This window comes from Allobaculum stercoricanis DSM 13633 (assembly GCF_000384195.1).
GTDB lineage: Bacteria > Bacillota_I > Bacilli_A > Erysipelotrichales > Erysipelotrichaceae > Allobaculum > Allobaculum stercoricanis.
The window spans coordinates 16,095-31,981 of the sequence record NZ_KB913034.1 but is presented as its reverse complement, the minus strand read 5'-3'; the positions used below and the strand labels follow the sequence as shown (position 1 = coordinate 31,981).

At 39.9% G+C, this 15,887-nt stretch carries 12 protein-coding genes; 3 read left to right on the top strand and 9 right to left on the bottom strand.

The features are described from left to right. Nucleotides 1-109 precede the first annotated feature (109 nt). The 5 genes from ALLST_RS0100125 to hrcA form a co-directional block, all read right to left on the bottom strand. Nucleotides 110-1,024: a DnaJ C-terminal domain-containing protein gene (locus ALLST_RS0100125; RefSeq protein WP_019891927.1), complete on the bottom strand. Its 915-nt coding sequence runs from the start codon at nt 1,022-1,024 to the stop codon at nt 110-112. A 71-nt stretch (nt 1,025-1,095) separates the two neighbouring features. Further along, on the bottom strand, nt 1,096-2,211 hold the full coding sequence (dnaJ, locus tag ALLST_RS0100120; RefSeq protein WP_019891926.1) for a molecular chaperone DnaJ: 1,116 nt from the start codon (nt 2,209-2,211) through the stop codon (nt 1,096-1,098). A 210-nt stretch (nt 2,212-2,421) separates the two neighbouring features. Further along, on the bottom strand, nt 2,422-4,227 hold the full coding sequence (gene dnaK, locus ALLST_RS0100115) for a molecular chaperone DnaK (protein ID WP_019891925.1): 1,806 nt from the start codon (nt 4,225-4,227) through the stop codon (nt 2,422-2,424). Nucleotides 4,228-4,242: 15 nt separating this feature from the next. Continuing rightward, a complete protein-coding gene (gene grpE, locus ALLST_RS0100110) occupies nt 4,243-4,800 on the bottom strand; it encodes a nucleotide exchange factor GrpE (protein ID WP_019891924.1) in 558 nt (185 codons plus the stop codon). Further along, entirely contained in the window at nt 4,793-5,830 is a 1,038-nt protein-coding gene (gene hrcA, locus ALLST_RS0100105; protein ID WP_019891923.1) for a heat-inducible transcriptional repressor HrcA, read from the bottom strand. Before hrcA ends, grpE begins: the two co-directional genes overlap by 8 nt. A gap of 268 nt (nt 5,831-6,098) precedes the next feature. On the opposite strand from hrcA, the gene ALLST_RS0100100 reads away from it, so the two are divergent. Beyond that, entirely contained in the window at nt 6,099-6,920 is an 822-nt protein-coding gene (locus ALLST_RS0100100) for a purine nucleoside phosphorylase YfiH/LACC1 family protein (RefSeq protein WP_083921977.1), read from the top strand. Nucleotides 6,921-7,065: 145 nt separating this feature from the next. Here ALLST_RS0100100 and tnpC read toward each other — a convergent pair whose 3' ends face one another. Beyond that, nucleotides 7,066-8,847: an IS66 family transposase gene (gene tnpC / locus ALLST_RS0100095; RefSeq protein ID WP_019891921.1), complete on the bottom strand. Its 1,782-nt coding sequence runs from the start codon at nt 8,845-8,847 to the stop codon at nt 7,066-7,068. 132 nt (nt 8,848-8,979) lie between these two features. Beyond that, entirely contained in the window at nt 8,980-9,360 is a 381-nt protein-coding gene (gene tnpB, locus ALLST_RS09560) for an IS66 family insertion sequence element accessory protein TnpB (RefSeq protein ID WP_019891920.1), read from the bottom strand. 273 nt (nt 9,361-9,633) lie between these two features. On the opposite strand from tnpB, the gene ALLST_RS0100085 reads away from it, so the two are divergent. Further along, the gene (locus tag ALLST_RS0100085; RefSeq protein WP_019891919.1) at nt 9,634-9,969 is read left to right on the top strand and encodes a DUF3784 domain-containing protein; all 336 of its coding nucleotides are present in this window, start codon (nt 9,634-9,636) and stop codon (nt 9,967-9,969) included. Between the two features lie 635 nt (nt 9,970-10,604). Here ALLST_RS0100085 and ALLST_RS0100080 read toward each other — a convergent pair. After that, nucleotides 10,605-11,723, bottom strand: coding sequence for an HNH endonuclease family protein (locus tag ALLST_RS0100080; protein WP_019891918.1), 1,119 nt, complete (start codon nt 11,721-11,723; stop codon nt 10,605-10,607). Nucleotides 11,724-11,725: 2 nt separating this feature from the next. Next, nucleotides 11,726-12,814: an adenine-specific methyltransferase EcoRI family protein gene (locus ALLST_RS0100075; RefSeq protein ID WP_019891917.1), complete on the bottom strand. Its 1,089-nt coding sequence runs from the start codon at nt 12,812-12,814 to the stop codon at nt 11,726-11,728. Between the two features lie 717 nt (nt 12,815-13,531). Between ALLST_RS0100075 and lon the strand changes: the two genes are divergently transcribed. Continuing rightward, on the top strand, nt 13,532-15,874 hold the full coding sequence (lon, locus tag ALLST_RS09555; RefSeq protein ID WP_019891916.1) for an endopeptidase La: 2,343 nt from the start codon (nt 13,532-13,534) through the stop codon (nt 15,872-15,874). The last annotated feature ends 13 nt before the right edge of the window (nt 15,875-15,887 follow it).

Sequence of the window (15,887 nt, the reverse complement as noted above, 5' to 3'; positions counted from 1 at the left end):
CAAATATTCTTTATTATCAGCCCATTTCTATTGTTCATCAAGACAAACCACCTGAATTTTGCGTAAAAAAACGACAAAGGGTTTCATGTCCCTTTGCCGTTTACACTTTCTAATGCGCTTGAATATTGCGAAGTTGTTCGAATAATTCTTTTTCTTTTTCGCTTAGATGTTTAGGAACTGTGATGCGAATTTTCGCAAATTCATCTCCTGTTCCTTTGGCGCTGGCAATCCCTTTGCCTTTTAAACGCAACTTTTGATCCGCTTGGATTCCAGCTGGAATTTTCATTTCCACCACGCCATCCAATGTTGGTACATCAATTGTTCCGCCAAGTGCGGCATCGATATAATTCACATCGACAACGACTTCGATATTTAGGCCATCGCGTGTGAATTTTCGATCTGGGCGAATACTGACTTCTAAATACAAATCGCCAGCTGGTCCGCCATTCCATCCTGGTTCCCCTTTATTCGCAATACGAATTTTTTGGCCTTCGCGAATTCCGGCTGGAATTTTAACTTCTAAAGTCAAAGGTTCCACACTGCCATTGGATTTTTGAATATTAAAGCTAAATGTTTTCGTTGCCCCTTTGGCTGCTTCCATAAAGCTGATCGAAATTTTGGTATTCCTATCTTCCCCTTTGCGTGGGCGAGAGCTTTGTCGACCAAATAAATCTTCAAATCCACCAAAGCCACTAGATCTAAACGATCCACCACCTTGGCCAAAGAGGTCTTCAAAATTAAATCCCGCCCCGCCAAAGCCACCGCTTTGTTGGTTAAAGACGTTTTCGTTAAAGTTTGGATCTAACGCAATTTCGCCATATTGATCATATTGAGCACGGCGCTTCGGATCGGAAAGAACTTCATTTGCCATATTAATTTCTTTGAATTTTTCTTCTGCCCCTTTGTCTTTGTTGACATCAGGGTGATATTTTCTGGCGAGTTTGCGATATGCTTTTTTTATTTCTTTATCATCCGCATCGGGCGTAATGCCTAAAATCGAATAAAGTCTTTTGTTGTCTGCCATAGTATCGCTCCTTTCCTTATCATTTGCGTAAGGAAGAATCTACTTCCATTCATCCTCTTATATGTTTATTTCTATTTTCCGGAGAAGAATTTTTTGAACTTTTCAAATGGTCCATCTTCTTCAGTTTTTGCCCGATGGTCACGGATTTGTTCATACAATTCACGTTCCGCATCGGTCACTTTTTTAGGAATTTCGACTTTGACATCGACATATTGGTCACCACTTGCTTTGCCGTAAGGAACACCTTGTCCTTTTAAGCGGAAGCGTTGTCCAGGTTGAGTCCCGCCAGGGATATTCAAATCGACATCTCCATGCACTGTTGGCACTTTTAAGCTTTTACCTAAAGTGGCATCGATTGCTGAGATTGGTACTTCGATATAAATGTCTTGACCATCCCGTTTGAAGACTGGATGTTCTTTGACAAAAATTTCGATATATAAATCGCCATTTGGACCACCGTTCATGCCGCTTCCACCTTTTCCTGCTAAGCGGATGCGTTGACCGGACATAATGCCTTGTGGAATTTTGATTTCCAATTCTTTACGAACGTGATGGAAACCACTTCCGTTGCAGGCATGACATTTATTTTTAATCGTTTGTCCTGTTCCATGACATTCTGGACATGTAGTTTGTCTTTGAACTTGACCAAATAAGGAATTCGTGACTTCAACGACATAACCACGACCGTTGCATCGTGAGCATGTTTGTACATCGTCTTTGGATTCTGCCCCAGATCCATGGCAATGATCACATGGTTCATCTATATCAAGACGAATTGTTCTTGTTGTTCCTTCAATAGCTTCCATGAACTCAATGGTCATGCGCTGATATTGATCTTCTCCACGACGTGGCGCTGTCCGATAGTTGGCTTGGCTATACGTTGAACCACCGGTGAACATATTGAATAAATCACCAAATGGATCGCCTTGATCAAAGAAGCTGGAGAAATCGAATCCTCCGGCCTGACCATCTGTTGTTCCAAATCGGTCGTATTGTCTACGCTTTTCTTCGTTTCCGAGAACTTCATAAGCGCCGTTGATTTCTTTAAATTTTTCTTCGGCATCCGGTTCTTTGTTTACATCCGGATGATATTTGCGAGCTAGTTTGCGGTAGGCTTTCTTGATCTCTTCTTGGCTAGCATCACGACTGACACCAAGGATTTCATATAGGTCTTTGGGCTGAGACATTCTCTTTCTCCCTTCTCATGCAGAAAGCTACAGAAGTGAAAACCCCTGTAGCTTAGAGTGCTTCATTTTTATCGTGTTTTAGGATATCAAATTCGTTCCTATTTGCCTAAGCATGACGCCAATTGTCGCGAATGGCTCACACTTTTATTAAAAATGTGCCGTTCTTTAAGCGTTTATCACGATGGATTGTTTAAAGCTTGTGTGGGCAACTTATTTCTTTTCTGTGAATTCAGCATCAACAACATCATCGCCATTTGCGTTGTTGTTTTGATCCTCGTTGTTATTGTTGCCGTTTTGATACATTGCAGCAGAAGCAGCTTGAGCAGCTTTTTCTAATTCAGACATGAAGGATTCAACTTTAGCCATATCGTTTTCATCGAGTGCTTTTTGCAGTTCATCACGTTTGTCTTTTAACTGTTTGGCTTGATCTTCTGGCAGGCTATCTTTGTTGTCTTCTAACATAGCATCGATTTGAGCGATGAATGCATCCGCTTTGTTGCGAGTTTCAACTTCCGCTTTTTTCGCATCATCTGCTGCTTTGTGGCTTTCTGCTTCTTTAACCATACGATCGATTTCATCTTCGGATAAACCGTTAGAGTTTTGAATCACGATGGTCTGTTCTTTTCCAGAAGCTTTATCTTTTGCGCTTACGTTTACGATACCGTTAGCATCAATGTCGAATGTAACTTCGATTTGTGGAATACCACGACGTGCAGGTGCAATTCCTGTTAATTGGAAGTTACCTAACACTTTGTTGTCAGCAGCCATTGGACGTTCACCTTGTAAAACTTTGATGTCCACTGCTGGTTGGTTATCTGCTGCAGTAGAGAAAACCTGAGATTTTTTAGTTGGGATTGTTGTGTTTCTTGGAATCAATGGAGTCATTACACCACCCATTGTTTCGATACCTAATGTTAATGGTGTTACGTCAAGTAATAAGACGTCTTTAACATCACCTTTTAATACACCACCTTGAATTGCAGCACCGATTGCAACTGCTTCATCAGGGTTTACAGAGTGGCTAGGTTCTTTACCTGTTGCTTTTTTAACCGCTTCTTGAACAGCTGGGATACGTGTAGATCCACCAACTAAGAGGACTTCATCGATATCATTTACTGTTAAGTCAGCATCGCGTAATGCGTTTTTAATTGGTTCTAATGTTCTTTCAACAAGAGATTTTGTCATTTCATTGAATTTAGCACGAGTGAGTGTTGTTTCAATGTGTAATGGTCCAGCAGCGCCAGCAGAGATGAATGGTAAGGAAATCTGTGCTTGCATTGTGCTAGATAAATCTTTTTTCGCTTTTTCAGCAGCTTCTTTAATACGCTGAATCGCCATTTTATCGTTTTTCAGATCGATACCGTTGTCTTTTTTGAACTGATCTACGATCCAATCAACAACGATGTTATCGAAGTCGTCACCACCTAAATGAGTGTCACCATTTGTGGATAATACTTCAAATGTTCCATCATCAAGATCAAGGATGGAAACGTCGAATGTTCCTCCACCTAAGTCATAAACGAGGATACGTTGTTCTTTATCTGTTTTATCCAAACCATAAGCAAGAGCTGCTGCAGTAGGTTCGTTGATAATACGTTGTACATTTAAGCCAGCGATAGTTCCGGCATCTTTTGTTGCTTGACGTTGTGCGTCGTTGAAGTAAGCAGGAACAGTAATAACTGCTTCTGTTACTGGTTCCCCTAAGTAATCTTCAGCATAAGATTTCAAGTATTGTAAAATCATTGCGGAGATTTCTTGTGGTGTATAATCTTTGCCATTTAAATGAACTTTTTCATTGCTGCCCATTTTACTTTTAATAGAAGCAACAACGTTTGGGTTTGTGATCATTTGACGTTTAGCGGCATCACCGATAATACGTTCATCATCTTTGAATGCGACCACGGATGGAGTTGTACGGTTTCCTTCTGGGTTAGGGATTACTTTTGGTTCTCCACCTTCCATAACAGCTACACAGCTATTTGTTGTACCTAAGTCAATACCAATAATTTTAGACATATTCATATCCTCCTTTTAGTCGCTCACTTTAACGAGAGCTGGTCGCAAAATGCGATCTTTCAATTTATAACCTTTTTGTAAAACTTCAATAACAATTCCTGCTTCAACGCCTTCTTGATGTTCGGTAGCTAACGCCTGCATGAAGTTGGCATCGAATGGTTGATTCAACGCTTCAATTTCAATCACACCTTCATTACTTAAGGCATTTACGAATTGCGTTTGAATCATTTCAAATCCTTTAACGAAGTTTTCAACTTCTGGATTTTCTGGTTTCGTTGCGAGCGCGCGGTTTAAGTTATCCAAGATCGGTAACAATTCTAGCGCTGCATTTTGGAATCTATATTTTTTAACTTGTTCAGCTTCCCTTAATAATCGCTTACGGGTGTTATCCGTATCGGCATAGGCGCGAAGCTGTTCGTTTTTGCATTCAGCAAGTTGTGCTTGAAGCGATTCAATTTCTTTTTGAAGTGCTTCAACTGGATCTTCAAGTGTTTCTTCTGTAGATGCCTCAACAGTCGCTGTTGCATCCATCTCTTGATTTTCCATTGTATTTGGATCAGTCGGATTATTCATCGTCTTGTCCTCCTTCTAGTCGTGTTGCGAAAGTCTCTTCGATTTGTTCGGATAAATAGTCCATCAATGCGATGACTTTGGAATAAGGCATACGGCTTGGTCCAACGACCATCAATTGGCCTTCTTCTTGTGCGCCTGTATCAAAGCGGGTACAGATGACAGAGCAATCACCAATTTGAATCAATTGATTTCGCTCATCAATTTTCGTTGATACGTTATCTGGTTTTAAAGCCCACTTTTTAAATAACTGTCGATCTTCTAGCGTCCGCATTAGATCTTCTAATTTCCCTGGATCCGCAAATTCAGGCTGAACCAACATATTGGCTCTTCCATATACTTTTGATCTCTCACTGGCAAATCCCATACAAGCAGAGATGAAGGCTTCAAATAACACTTCATGTCGTGATACATGAGCGGAAATCTCTGGTCTGATCTTCTCCATTTGTTCAATCAGTTCATCAACCTTCGTTCCAGCAAGCTTCTCGTTCAACATTTGCGTACACGATTTCAAATCTTCGATCGATACACCTTCTTCAAACTGGAATAAACGATGTTGGGTTTGACCACTGCTGGTCACCACAACCGCAACGGCTTGATGTTCGTTGATCGGGATGAGCGATAACGAAACAAGTCTTTGTTCGCTTTGACGAGGTTCGAAAACCATACTCGTCAAATGAGTCATCTGCGCTAAAATATCGCATGATGTCGAAATCGTATCTTCCAGTGAACAATGTCGCTTGCTAAAGACGGTACGCAACGAATCTTGAATCATCGGATCTAATGAAAGTTCCATTAGATTTTCGACGTAGTAACGATATCCTTTTAAAGAAGGAACACGACCACTTGAAGAATGGGTCTTTTCAATCAGCCCTTCTTTTTCAAGAATCGCTAACTCGTTACGGATCGTTGCGGATGACACAGGAATAGGCAAAAGGGGAATCAAAGATTTCGACCCGATCGGTTGCGCCGTTCGAGTAAATTCTTCAACAACCGCCTTCAGAATCGCCTTTTGTCTTTCGGTTAGGTTCATATTCCCACCTCATCTTTGGCACTCTTTCTGTTCGACTGCTAACAATATATCACTCTATTTAGCAGATGCAAGTAGTAAGTGCTAATAATTTATTTTTTCCACAATTTGGCTTTAGATCGCCTTTTTCATGTTATTTTTGAATCCAACGCTATTTCAAAATTCAAGCCTAATTCCGTTTTCTCTTTCCAACTAAATCCATCCCACTTTTTTATTTTGATCTTTTCTTGATCTCTTTTCCTTTATTCAAACCAATCGCTATACTCAATGTATGAATACACAAATCAACTCGAACCAAAATATGAATCCACACTCACTAAACAAAATCACATTCAATGATCACCATATTCATGGCTGCATTACCCTTAGAACTCTAGATGCACCAGAACAAGGCAACATCGCTTTACACGTTTGTCAAAACCCCGAAGATGTCATGCAAAATCGCTATGCATTAGAAAAAGAAACCCTTCCTTTAGATTTTTGGTGCTTAGCCCACCAAAGACATACTGGACATGTCGTTCGTGTTTCTTCTTTCGATGTAAAAAAAGGCGCATATCGCGCCGATACTGCCATCGATCAAACCGATGGTTTATACACAACCGATCCGAATGTTTTAATCGGTGTCTTTACAGCCGATTGTTTAGGCATTCTCTTTTATGATGAACAACATTCCGTCATTGGTGCCGTGCATTCGGGATGGAAAGGAACTGTCCAAGCGATCGTTGCTATTTTTTTACAAGCCCTCCAACAAGATGGATTACTCTATCCCGAAGATCTCCATGTCTATTTCTCTCCTTCTTTAATGCCAAATTCATTAGAAGTTGGACCAGAAGTCGTGAGTCAAATGGAAGACATGGCCAAAAAAGAAGGCATTTCTTTAGAAGGATGTATTCTTTCCGGACAAGGCGATCGCTCTTATTTAGATCATCAAAAAATCAACGCACAATTTTTCAAGAAGTTCGGTATTCCCGAAGAAAATATTCAATTCTCTTCTCTCGATACCAAAACAAACCCGCAATGTTATTCCTATCGTCGTGATGGCAAAGATTGTGGAGAACACTTCTCTTGTATTTGGATGGACGAAAAGAAATAAACGGAAAGTGAAAATCGAATATAGTCACTTAAAATAGACCAACAACATGCAAAGCGTTGAATATAAGTAAGCGTCAAATGAATGACGTGTGTTATTAGAATAAAAGGCGCTGTATTCTGTTTGTAGCTAAACAGAATACAGCGCCTTAATTATTTGACTGAAGATATAAGTTTTCAGGAAGATTTTTAGAGTATGGAACTAACTCTTCCACTACTTTCTGTGGAATTTGCTCTTCTTTGTAATACTTCAATGTATTCAAAACGTGTTCTAGGTACATGAATGGGTTTAATCCATTCATTTTAGCTGATTCTAGCAGTGTCATATACCCAGCAGCCGATTCTGCTCCGCTGACACTATTCGAGAACAAGAAATTCTTTCTTGCGATCACGAAACTCTTTATTTTTCTTTCAGCTAAATTATTATCGATCGGATAAATGCCATTTTCTATGTATCTCGCTAATTCTTCTTTACGCTCCAAGAAGTATGTTGCAGCTTTATGAGCTTTCGTTTTCTCTTCGAATCCTTCTGCTACAATTTCAACTTCTTGCACTAACTTTTCAAAACGAGGATTGCTTAGCTTTTTTCTGGCCTGTGTTCTCTGTTCAGTTGAACAATCAGAAAAGTCATTCTCGATTTGATACAGTTCTGCGATTTGTTTTAAAATGGCAACTAAACGATTTAAAGACTCATGTTCTTGAAGGAAGGCTTGAGCTTTTTCCGGAATATCATCGGAATTTTTATACGCATTCAAAATCTTTTTCAATTGGGCATAATCATCCCTACAGTTAACGGCATCATAAAAGTACCGTCTTGCATGTGCCAAACAAGATAGTTTTGTGCATCCTGGATAGGATCTGTAGCCTTGCAGTCCATCTGTCATGAGTGCGCCGGTAAAATCTGTCCCAAGCATACTTATGATAAATTCTTTTTTTCGACTTTCATTGAACTGGTAAAGAACCATTTGTTGTTGTGCATATTCTCCACTAACTCCACAGATCATATAGGAAGTCGATCGGTCTTTTAAGGCAAGACACTGTAGCGGTGTTTCATCCATATGGATGACATTTTGCTTCACTAGATCCTGATTGATCTGTTCGCAGATGGGGATTAGATATTGTTCATAGCACGTCTGTAAAATATTACTCATTGTCTGTCTAGACAGATCTACTCCCAAAGCAGAGGCGTCCTTTTCAAGGCGGTATAACGGTGTGCCCATCATGAATTTTTCATAAGCGAGTCCGGCAACAAGAGAAGTTGTGGCAATGCTCTTGTCAATGAGATCTGGTTCTTTCGGTTGAGCTTTGATGATCATCGATTTTCCGTTTTCATCTGTACATCCTGCCGGACAAACCTTTTTTTCCAGTTTGATTTTTCTGATTAGGTATTGAGCTGGTTGGTATTCAATAACGGTTTTTTCCGAATAATCTAAATGGGACATCTTTCTGCCACAGAATGGGCAGAGAGTGTTTTCATCGAGTTGAATAACATCGATGATATCGGGTTCGTGGTTTCTGCAGTCTTTTCTTGGTTTGTTTTTCTTAACGGCATCTAGCTTTTTCAGATCGTTTAATTGGTTGTCCAACTTTTTTCGATGATTTTGGACTTTAGCTAAAACTTCGCGATACTGTTCTTCAGTAATCTCACAGGCTTCACGTTTTTCGTTCAAGAATTCGATTGTGTCTTTTTCCAAATCAGTTGGTTCTAAGGTATCTAAGTCAAAGAGTCTGAGTTGAATGTTTTCAGTTTTTGCGGCAAAAAGAGCGTTTTGGAGATAATTATTGAGCTCTTTTCTGCCTTGAGATTCGCAGACTGTATCAATAAGTAAATTCACGACATCGTTTTTGTCCATGTCTTTTGTTTGTTCACGAATCTGAGTCGCTATGTTAGTTCGGATTTTTTGTTTAATTTCAGGATCTATTCTTACCATAACTGTATTATATCTTATTTATGCATAATATGAAACTTAATAAGATATTATATTAAATTTAAGTATGTTAAATATGTGTTTTTTCATATGTATATAGTTCTTGTCAAAAACCCAGCAGAGTGGCCTGCTGGGTTAAATGTATTTTGGTTTTTGAGGTAAAAATTGAGGGTCTGGCACAATTGTCATTCCGGATAGTAGAGCTTGTAACTGTGATGAGCTGATTGTTTGATATTGATTTATTTCAGTAAAAGGCCATTTTAAATGAGATCTAGCTAGACGTTTATAGACCAACCAGTAACCATTGCCATCATGGAGGATTCCTTTCATTTTATCTTTGGTTCGGTTAGTAAAAAGATACAAAGAACCATCCGTTGGATCTAGGTGATAAATTCCCTGAATGATAGAAGCATAACCATCAATCCCTTTACGAAGATCGGCTGGTTTATTCACTAGAATAATGTTTTTGACTTTGGAGAAATCTATTCCAAGATCTAAATAGCCGAAATCATTCATAATAAAAAGCCCCCTGAGATAACTGATCGAATTATCTCAAAAGGCTATTCATCTTAATACCCGTCATTCATTTGACGCTTACGAATATAAAAAAACAAGAAGCAAAATAAAAAACAGCAAGAATGACCATAGATAAAGTCATCTTGCTGTTTTTTTGTAATTAAAATGAGCTTGTGAAGGGCTACTTTTTCTTGTTCTATGCAAAAAGTGAGATAATTTATCCATCAAGCTAGTGAATAAGATTTGAAAGTAAAACTAAAGGAGGCTTCATTCATGAATATTGGAGTTTGGGCATGTGCCATTTTAGCTATTCCATTTTCAATCATCGGAATTCTCTTTGCCTTACTCAAAGAAAAAGGTGCAAAGTTCGTTTCGGGATTTAATTCATTATCCGAAACACAACAACAACGCTATGACAAAGCCTATATCTCACGTGACATGCGTAATCAATGTTTCACTTGGGCAAACGTAATGGTTCTTGGCGCTTTATGTTCCTATCTATTCAACCCTTATCTTGCGATCGTCGCCTATATCATTTGGCTTGTTCTTTTCTTTAAAGAATTCCATCTCGATGCCGAAAAAGCATTTGAAAAATATTTATTGAAGTAACTCCCTGCCCTTTGAATCAAAAGGGCATTTTTTAATCCTTTATTCTCTACAAAAAGTCATTTGTGAACGATTCATATTTTCTCTAATTACTTGAAGAAAATCAAAAAATCACCAAGGAGCTTCATATAAGTAGATACATTATCTACAATTTTCAGGGGTTCGCATTTTTTCTCTTTAGCGATGTTGTTTACAACATCGTCTGACAGATGTTTATACACCTTATTCCAACCTGCATAAAATTATTTCAATCCTGCCCTACAAATAGAAAAACGTCGACACTAGCTTACCTGTATTAATGTATATTTATCAACAAAATACTCCATCCTCGCTTAGCATTACTCTTTGCGACAATAGTAATTCTATTTCCATCTCGTCTTGCTCATTTCATGAATACTATGCACTCTAGAGTCTTACTTGTAGCAGGTCCTCTTCCGACCAACCCATAACGCGGACACTAGCAACGCACTTCTTCACGATGGTCAGGCCACTAACCTCCATACACATATGGATATTTTTTAATTTGCTTGAATTTCTCGCTTCTTGTAAAGCAATTATTTCCGTTATTTAATTAATCAAATATACATTTAACCATAAAAAAGCGAAGCGTTCCGGTATCAATTGGAATTATTCTTGCCTTACTGCGCCCCTTTTTTCAGGTTGCAATCTCGGCAGAGCATCTGACAGTTATCCGGCGTGGAATGTCCACCCTTGCTCCATGCAACGATATGGTCTCCGTGCATCTGCTCAAACTCGAATTCCTCACCGCATATCGCGCACTTGTGGCCCTGCTTCTCGTATGCAGCCAATTGCACACGGCGCTCGAATGCGCGAATGCTCAGCTTACGCTCGTCACCCGTCAACAGGTACTCGTAGATGCCAGACTTCTTCGTCACATCCTCGTCGCCCATGAGACGCTGCACTTCTGCTTCCAACACCTTTGGATCAAGATCACGCCTACCATGGTGCTCGTTGTAAAGCAATCCCCACGGCAAGCCCTTCATCTCCTTGCGCACCTTCGGGAACACCGACTGCACCCACTCGATGACGCTGCGGAAATAACTCCAAAGCTCCTGCGCCCTCGGATCGTGTTGGTGCTCGGCCATATAGCCCTCGATGGTCTTGCCGTCAGCGGCAGCAGCCCACTTGATAGCCGTCTCAAGGTACTCCTGACGGATGCTCGAACCTTTCAGGTAATCATCCGCCAACGTGGTCGCCGCGCATCCCGTCTTCGAGAAATAACGCTTCGCGTCGGATACCCATGACCCTGCATACACTGCGTTGCGTAGCTCCTGCTCGGTCAACTGCTCACCAGCGATGTTAATGATGCGGAACCATTCCAACTTCTCGGAATCCGTCCCCTCGCATACGTACACGAATAACTCGTAATCAAGGATCTTCTTTTGTATATCGACAGGAAGATTATAAAAACCCTTGTCGTCAACAGAGAAATTCCCGTCCACGTACTCACATAGCGAAATTGTGCGTTGCTGACCATCCAGTACTTCGTATCGAGGCGAATTGATGTCATCCTCGCACTGTTTGCCACGGTCTACCCAGTACATCACATTCAAGGGAAGGCCCTTCATAACGGTACGGATGACCTCATCGCGTTGCGCGTCCTTGTAGACGAACTCACGCTGATACTTCGGACGGATGTCCAGCTGCTCATCATAGCCAACAACACCTTCCTCGGCATCATTGAAATATCCTTCTGTAATTTCGCGAACGGTAATCTTACGTTCTTCAATATGCATGGCTAATGACTCTCCTTCGTTTTTTCGGGGTGCTTGTTCTTGATAACAAGTCGGTCATATAAACGTCGCCCATCAATATAAAAACGGCCTGATTTCCGCTTGCCATCAACATAAAGCGGCTCTGCCAACTCACCGCTAATGCCAATAATTTCAAACTGGTCAGGGTTGTACTTTCCAAGGAAAGTAATTGGAACACCCATAGCACCCTCGTAATCAAGAGGAATGTTCACAACCTTCGATACTTCAATAGCACTGTAGTTATCGTAAGTCGGATATTCATCTTCATGTCCCTTATACTTCTTGACAAGAATAAACTCATCGTGACGTTTCTTTACATCAAGATTTGTAAACCATGCTGAGTTACCTATCGTTTGATATCTCACACCATTTTCGACTTTTTGACCTGACTTCTCAGGAAAATCATCCATGACCCTGAACCACATAGAGCCCGTGCCACTACGTGTAACGCCAAGCCAAAGCTTGTTGTGCATAATAAGTGGAAAAATCTCTTTACACGTAATAGCATTGCTATTGCCGATAATAATGAACTTCTTTTCATGTTCAACCAGCGTTGCGACGTACTCCCGGAACAGTGAGAAAGGAGGATTCGTGACCACAATATCAGCCTCATCAAGCAATGCAAGACATTCAGTAGAACGAAAATCGCCATTTCCCTCAAGCTCAACCAATTCATTCTCGTGCTGTCGGAAAAGCTCCGCCACATCGAACATGTCGACGCCACCATCACCGTTCGTATCATAAACCTTTGTGACGACAGCCTTGTATGGCTTATTTTCAATTGGCCTATCACTTTCAATAACATCGAACAACGATAGTTGCTTATGCGCAATAGGAGATGTCGCATAGCATGTTGCAATCAATTTCTTCAATCCAAGACGGTTAAAGTTCAATACAAAATACTTAAAAAAATTTGATTCGAACGGATCGTCGCAGTTACAAAACACCGTCTTATCCTTAAAGTGCTTGCGATAATAACGCATCTCTTTTTCTATATCCGTTAACAGCGTATAAAATTCATCATTCTTCGCTTTATTCGCCGCATTCATACTTGCATTTGTATGTCCTGCCATTACTCATCCACCTTCTAAGAATTCTTCACAATCTTTTTTCAGCTCAGACTATAGACCTGTCACGATCCTCGCAAACATATTAGTCACAAGTTAGTCCCCTTTTATTCATTGACTCATTTACACAATCATATAATAAGCAATACGAACAATCGAGTTGAGAGGAAAGAGATTAGCACTGTCTCTATCTCTCACACTCAATAATCTTATGTATTGCTTCTATTCATTATCCGATAATAGTAATCTACGTTTTCTTCATGCTCTTATTACAATTGTAAAACTTGTGCTTCTCAACACACATGTGGCCTAACTTTCTTCTCAACCCTTGATTATCTTTTTTTATTTTATTTATCATTCATTATCAATCTATCATATTCATAATATATTTTCACAAAGTTGATAAAATTTCGATATTTTTCTCATTTATCTCCCAAAATTTGCTTTCTTAACATCCATTGCGTAGATCCCCATTTCTCGGTCTTTTGATGATCTGTTTTATTGATCTTGGACTATGCTTAAGTTGCATCCTTTTCTTTGTGAATCTCTATCTTTTATGCACAACTCTCAGTTTTCTTTCTTCGATCTCATCACTCGTTTAATATTTCTCATTACTTTTCTTCTTGAGAATACTTTTTTATTCCGGCATGCTTTCTGTATAGCTAGCCTTTTATGTTTAAAACAAAAAATCAAAATTGTTTGATAGAAAGTGAGGATGATTTTATGGACAACAATAAACACACTGCTCCTTTTATTAAAGTTTCTTCTAATTTATTACTTTTGCCACAGACCACTCTCCATTTAAAGAATCTTCGCCCAGAAGTCGCTCAATTGTTATATGAGAATGACTTTGTTGCCTTTAGTGGTAAGGATGAATACTTACATTGTGATGATGGTCAATTGAATGCGTATGGTGTTTTATGCAGTGCTACAAAAGTGAACAACGACGAACAGGATGAACCGCTTGTCAAAGCTTATGCCAAAGTGCGAGTGCGCATTGTGCAATTCGATCCAGAAGCAAAGACTTGTGCTTATTATGAGGATCCAATCATTGAGGATTTAAGTGAACAAGCTAAGGCGGATATGCAACTGTATATCCAACAAATCGTGGATGATATTGCCAAGGCATTTCAAGGTGGTCGGCATATTGCCAATCGAGTTCGTGAATATGAGTCTTTAAATCAGATGATTGTGTTTTTAACGCAATATATGAATTTATCGACGACAGAAACGTATGAGATGTTAACGATCGATTCGAAAAAACAACAAGTGACTCGTTTTATTGATTACTTGTTGCGGCAAAAAGAAGAAGTTGCTTTAAAATTGGAACTCAATGCCAAAATGATGAGTGAGGCGACTGACTTCTATCGTCGCCAAGCAATTGAGCGTCAAATTCAAAAACTAAAAGAACAATTGGGAGATGAAGAGGGCGAAGAAGACAATCAAAATGATTATGTGTCTAGAATTCAAGCTTTGCCTCTTCGTGAAACGAACCAAAAAGCGCTTCTTGAAGATGCTAGACGTTTAGAAAAGATGAATGAACAAGCCCAAGAAGCAGAAGTGTTAAGAACATACTTAGATTTTGCGCTTGCCCTTCCGTGGAAAAAAGAAGAGGCCTTCCATCCTGATTTAAAAGAAGCCAGAAAGATTTTAGACTCACATCATGCCGGCATGGATAAAGTGAAAGAACGGATTTTGCAACACCTCGCCGTGATGCAACTGCGCAATTCGATGAAAGGCAGTGCCATTCTTTTAGTCGGCCCACCCGGAACTGGTAAAACGTCCTTAGGAAAATCGATTGCTAAAGCTTTACATCGTCCTTATACGCGCCTTTCTTTAGGTGGTATTCGGGATGAATCGGCGATTCGTGGTCATCGTAGAACGTATGTCGGGGCGATGAGTGGCCGAATTTTAAAAGCGATGAAACAAGCCGGTGCTTCCAATCCAGTCATGATTTTAGATGAAATCGATAAGATGATGGCCGGAGGTTATTCTGGAGATCCGGCTGCAGCCATGTTAGAAGTATTAGATCCTGAACAAAATGATACATTTACGGATCAATATTTGGATTTACCATTTGATTTAAGTGATGTACTCTTTATAGCGACGGCAAACTCTTTAGACAATATTCCTGCTCCTTTATTAGATCGTATGGAAGTCATTTCTTTAGATAGTTATACGCCAAGCGAAAAATTTGTGATCGCCAAAGATTATTTGATCCCCGAAGTTTTAGAAGATCATGGCATTGCGCCAAGTGATTTGATCTTTGAAGAGGAAGCAATTGAAACGATTATTTCCAACTATACGATGGAAGCAGGTTGTCGCGGTTTGAAAAAACAAATTGCGAGTATCGCTCGGGCAAAAGCGGTTGATTTGATCGAACAAAATCATGGACCGATCACCATTCGATCTGAAGATGTCTTTGATATTTTAGGACCGAACCAAGTGCGTCATGAAAAAGTACAAGAGTCTAATCCTTGTGGTATGGTCACAGGTCTTGCCTGGACTTCCGTTGGGGGTGAAGTTCTCTTTATCGAAACTGCCGCTATGCCCGGTAGTGGACAAATGATTTTAACGGGACATCTGGGCGATGTGATGAAAGAATCGGCTAAGATTTCGTATTCCGTTTTAAAATCCCGCTTGCCTTTAGATACTTTAGAATTTTCTAAACGAGATATTCATATCCACTTCCCTTATGGCGCAACGCCAAAAGATGGGCCAAGTGCGGGCATTACGATCTTTACTGCCCTTGCTTCTTTAGTCCTTCAAAAACCAGTCGATTCGCACATTGCGATGACCGGTGAAATTTCCTTAAGTGGCCAAGTCTTACCGATTGGCGGATTAAAAGAAAAACTCTATGGTGCCATGCGGGCGGGTATCACAAAAGTACTCATCCCTGCCCAAAACGAAAAAGACTTAGTTGAAGTGAGCCAAGAAGTCAAAGATGCTTTAAATATCGTACCCGTCAATACTGTTGAAGATGTTTTAAAAGAAGCACTTAATATCCATATTCCAACTTTAGAACAACCGAAACTCGCTAGCGAAGACGCGATTGTGGTGATCTAATTTAGTGATGTAT

Bases quoted from the DNA above. Each gene is read 5' to 3' on its own strand.
- ALLST_RS0100125 (WP_019891927.1), bottom strand. From the start codon at position 1,024: ATGGCAGACAACAAAAGACTTTATTCGATTTTAGGCATTACGCCCGAT.
- dnaJ (WP_019891926.1), bottom strand. From the start codon at position 2,211: ATGTCTCAGCCCAAAGACCTATATGAAATCCTTGGTGTCAGTCGTGAT.
- dnaK (WP_019891925.1), bottom strand. From the start codon at position 4,227: ATGTCTAAAATTATTGGTATTGACTTAGGTACAACAAATAGCTGTGTA.
- grpE (WP_019891924.1), bottom strand. From the start codon at position 4,800: ATGAATAATCCGACTGATCCAAATACAATGGAAAATCAAGAGATGGAT.
- hrcA (WP_019891923.1), bottom strand. From the start codon at position 5,830: ATGAACCTAACCGAAAGACAAAAGGCGATTCTGAAGGCGGTTGTTGAA.
- ALLST_RS0100100 (WP_083921977.1), top strand. From the start codon at position 6,099: ATGAATACACAAATCAACTCGAACCAAAATATGAATCCACACTCACTA.
- tnpC (WP_019891921.1), bottom strand. From the start codon at position 8,847: ATGGTAAGAATAGATCCTGAAATTAAACAAAAAATCCGAACTAACATA.
- tnpB (WP_019891920.1), bottom strand. From the start codon at position 9,360: ATGAATGATTTCGGCTATTTAGATCTTGGAATAGATTTCTCCAAAGTC.
- ALLST_RS0100085 (WP_019891919.1), top strand. From the start codon at position 9,634: ATGAATATTGGAGTTTGGGCATGTGCCATTTTAGCTATTCCATTTTCA.
- ALLST_RS0100080 (WP_019891918.1), bottom strand. From the start codon at position 11,723: ATGCATATTGAAGAACGTAAGATTACCGTTCGCGAAATTACAGAAGGA.
- ALLST_RS0100075 (WP_019891917.1), bottom strand. From the start codon at position 12,814: ATGGCAGGACATACAAATGCAAGTATGAATGCGGCGAATAAAGCGAAG.
- lon (WP_019891916.1), top strand. From the start codon at position 13,532: ATGGACAACAATAAACACACTGCTCCTTTTATTAAAGTTTCTTCTAAT.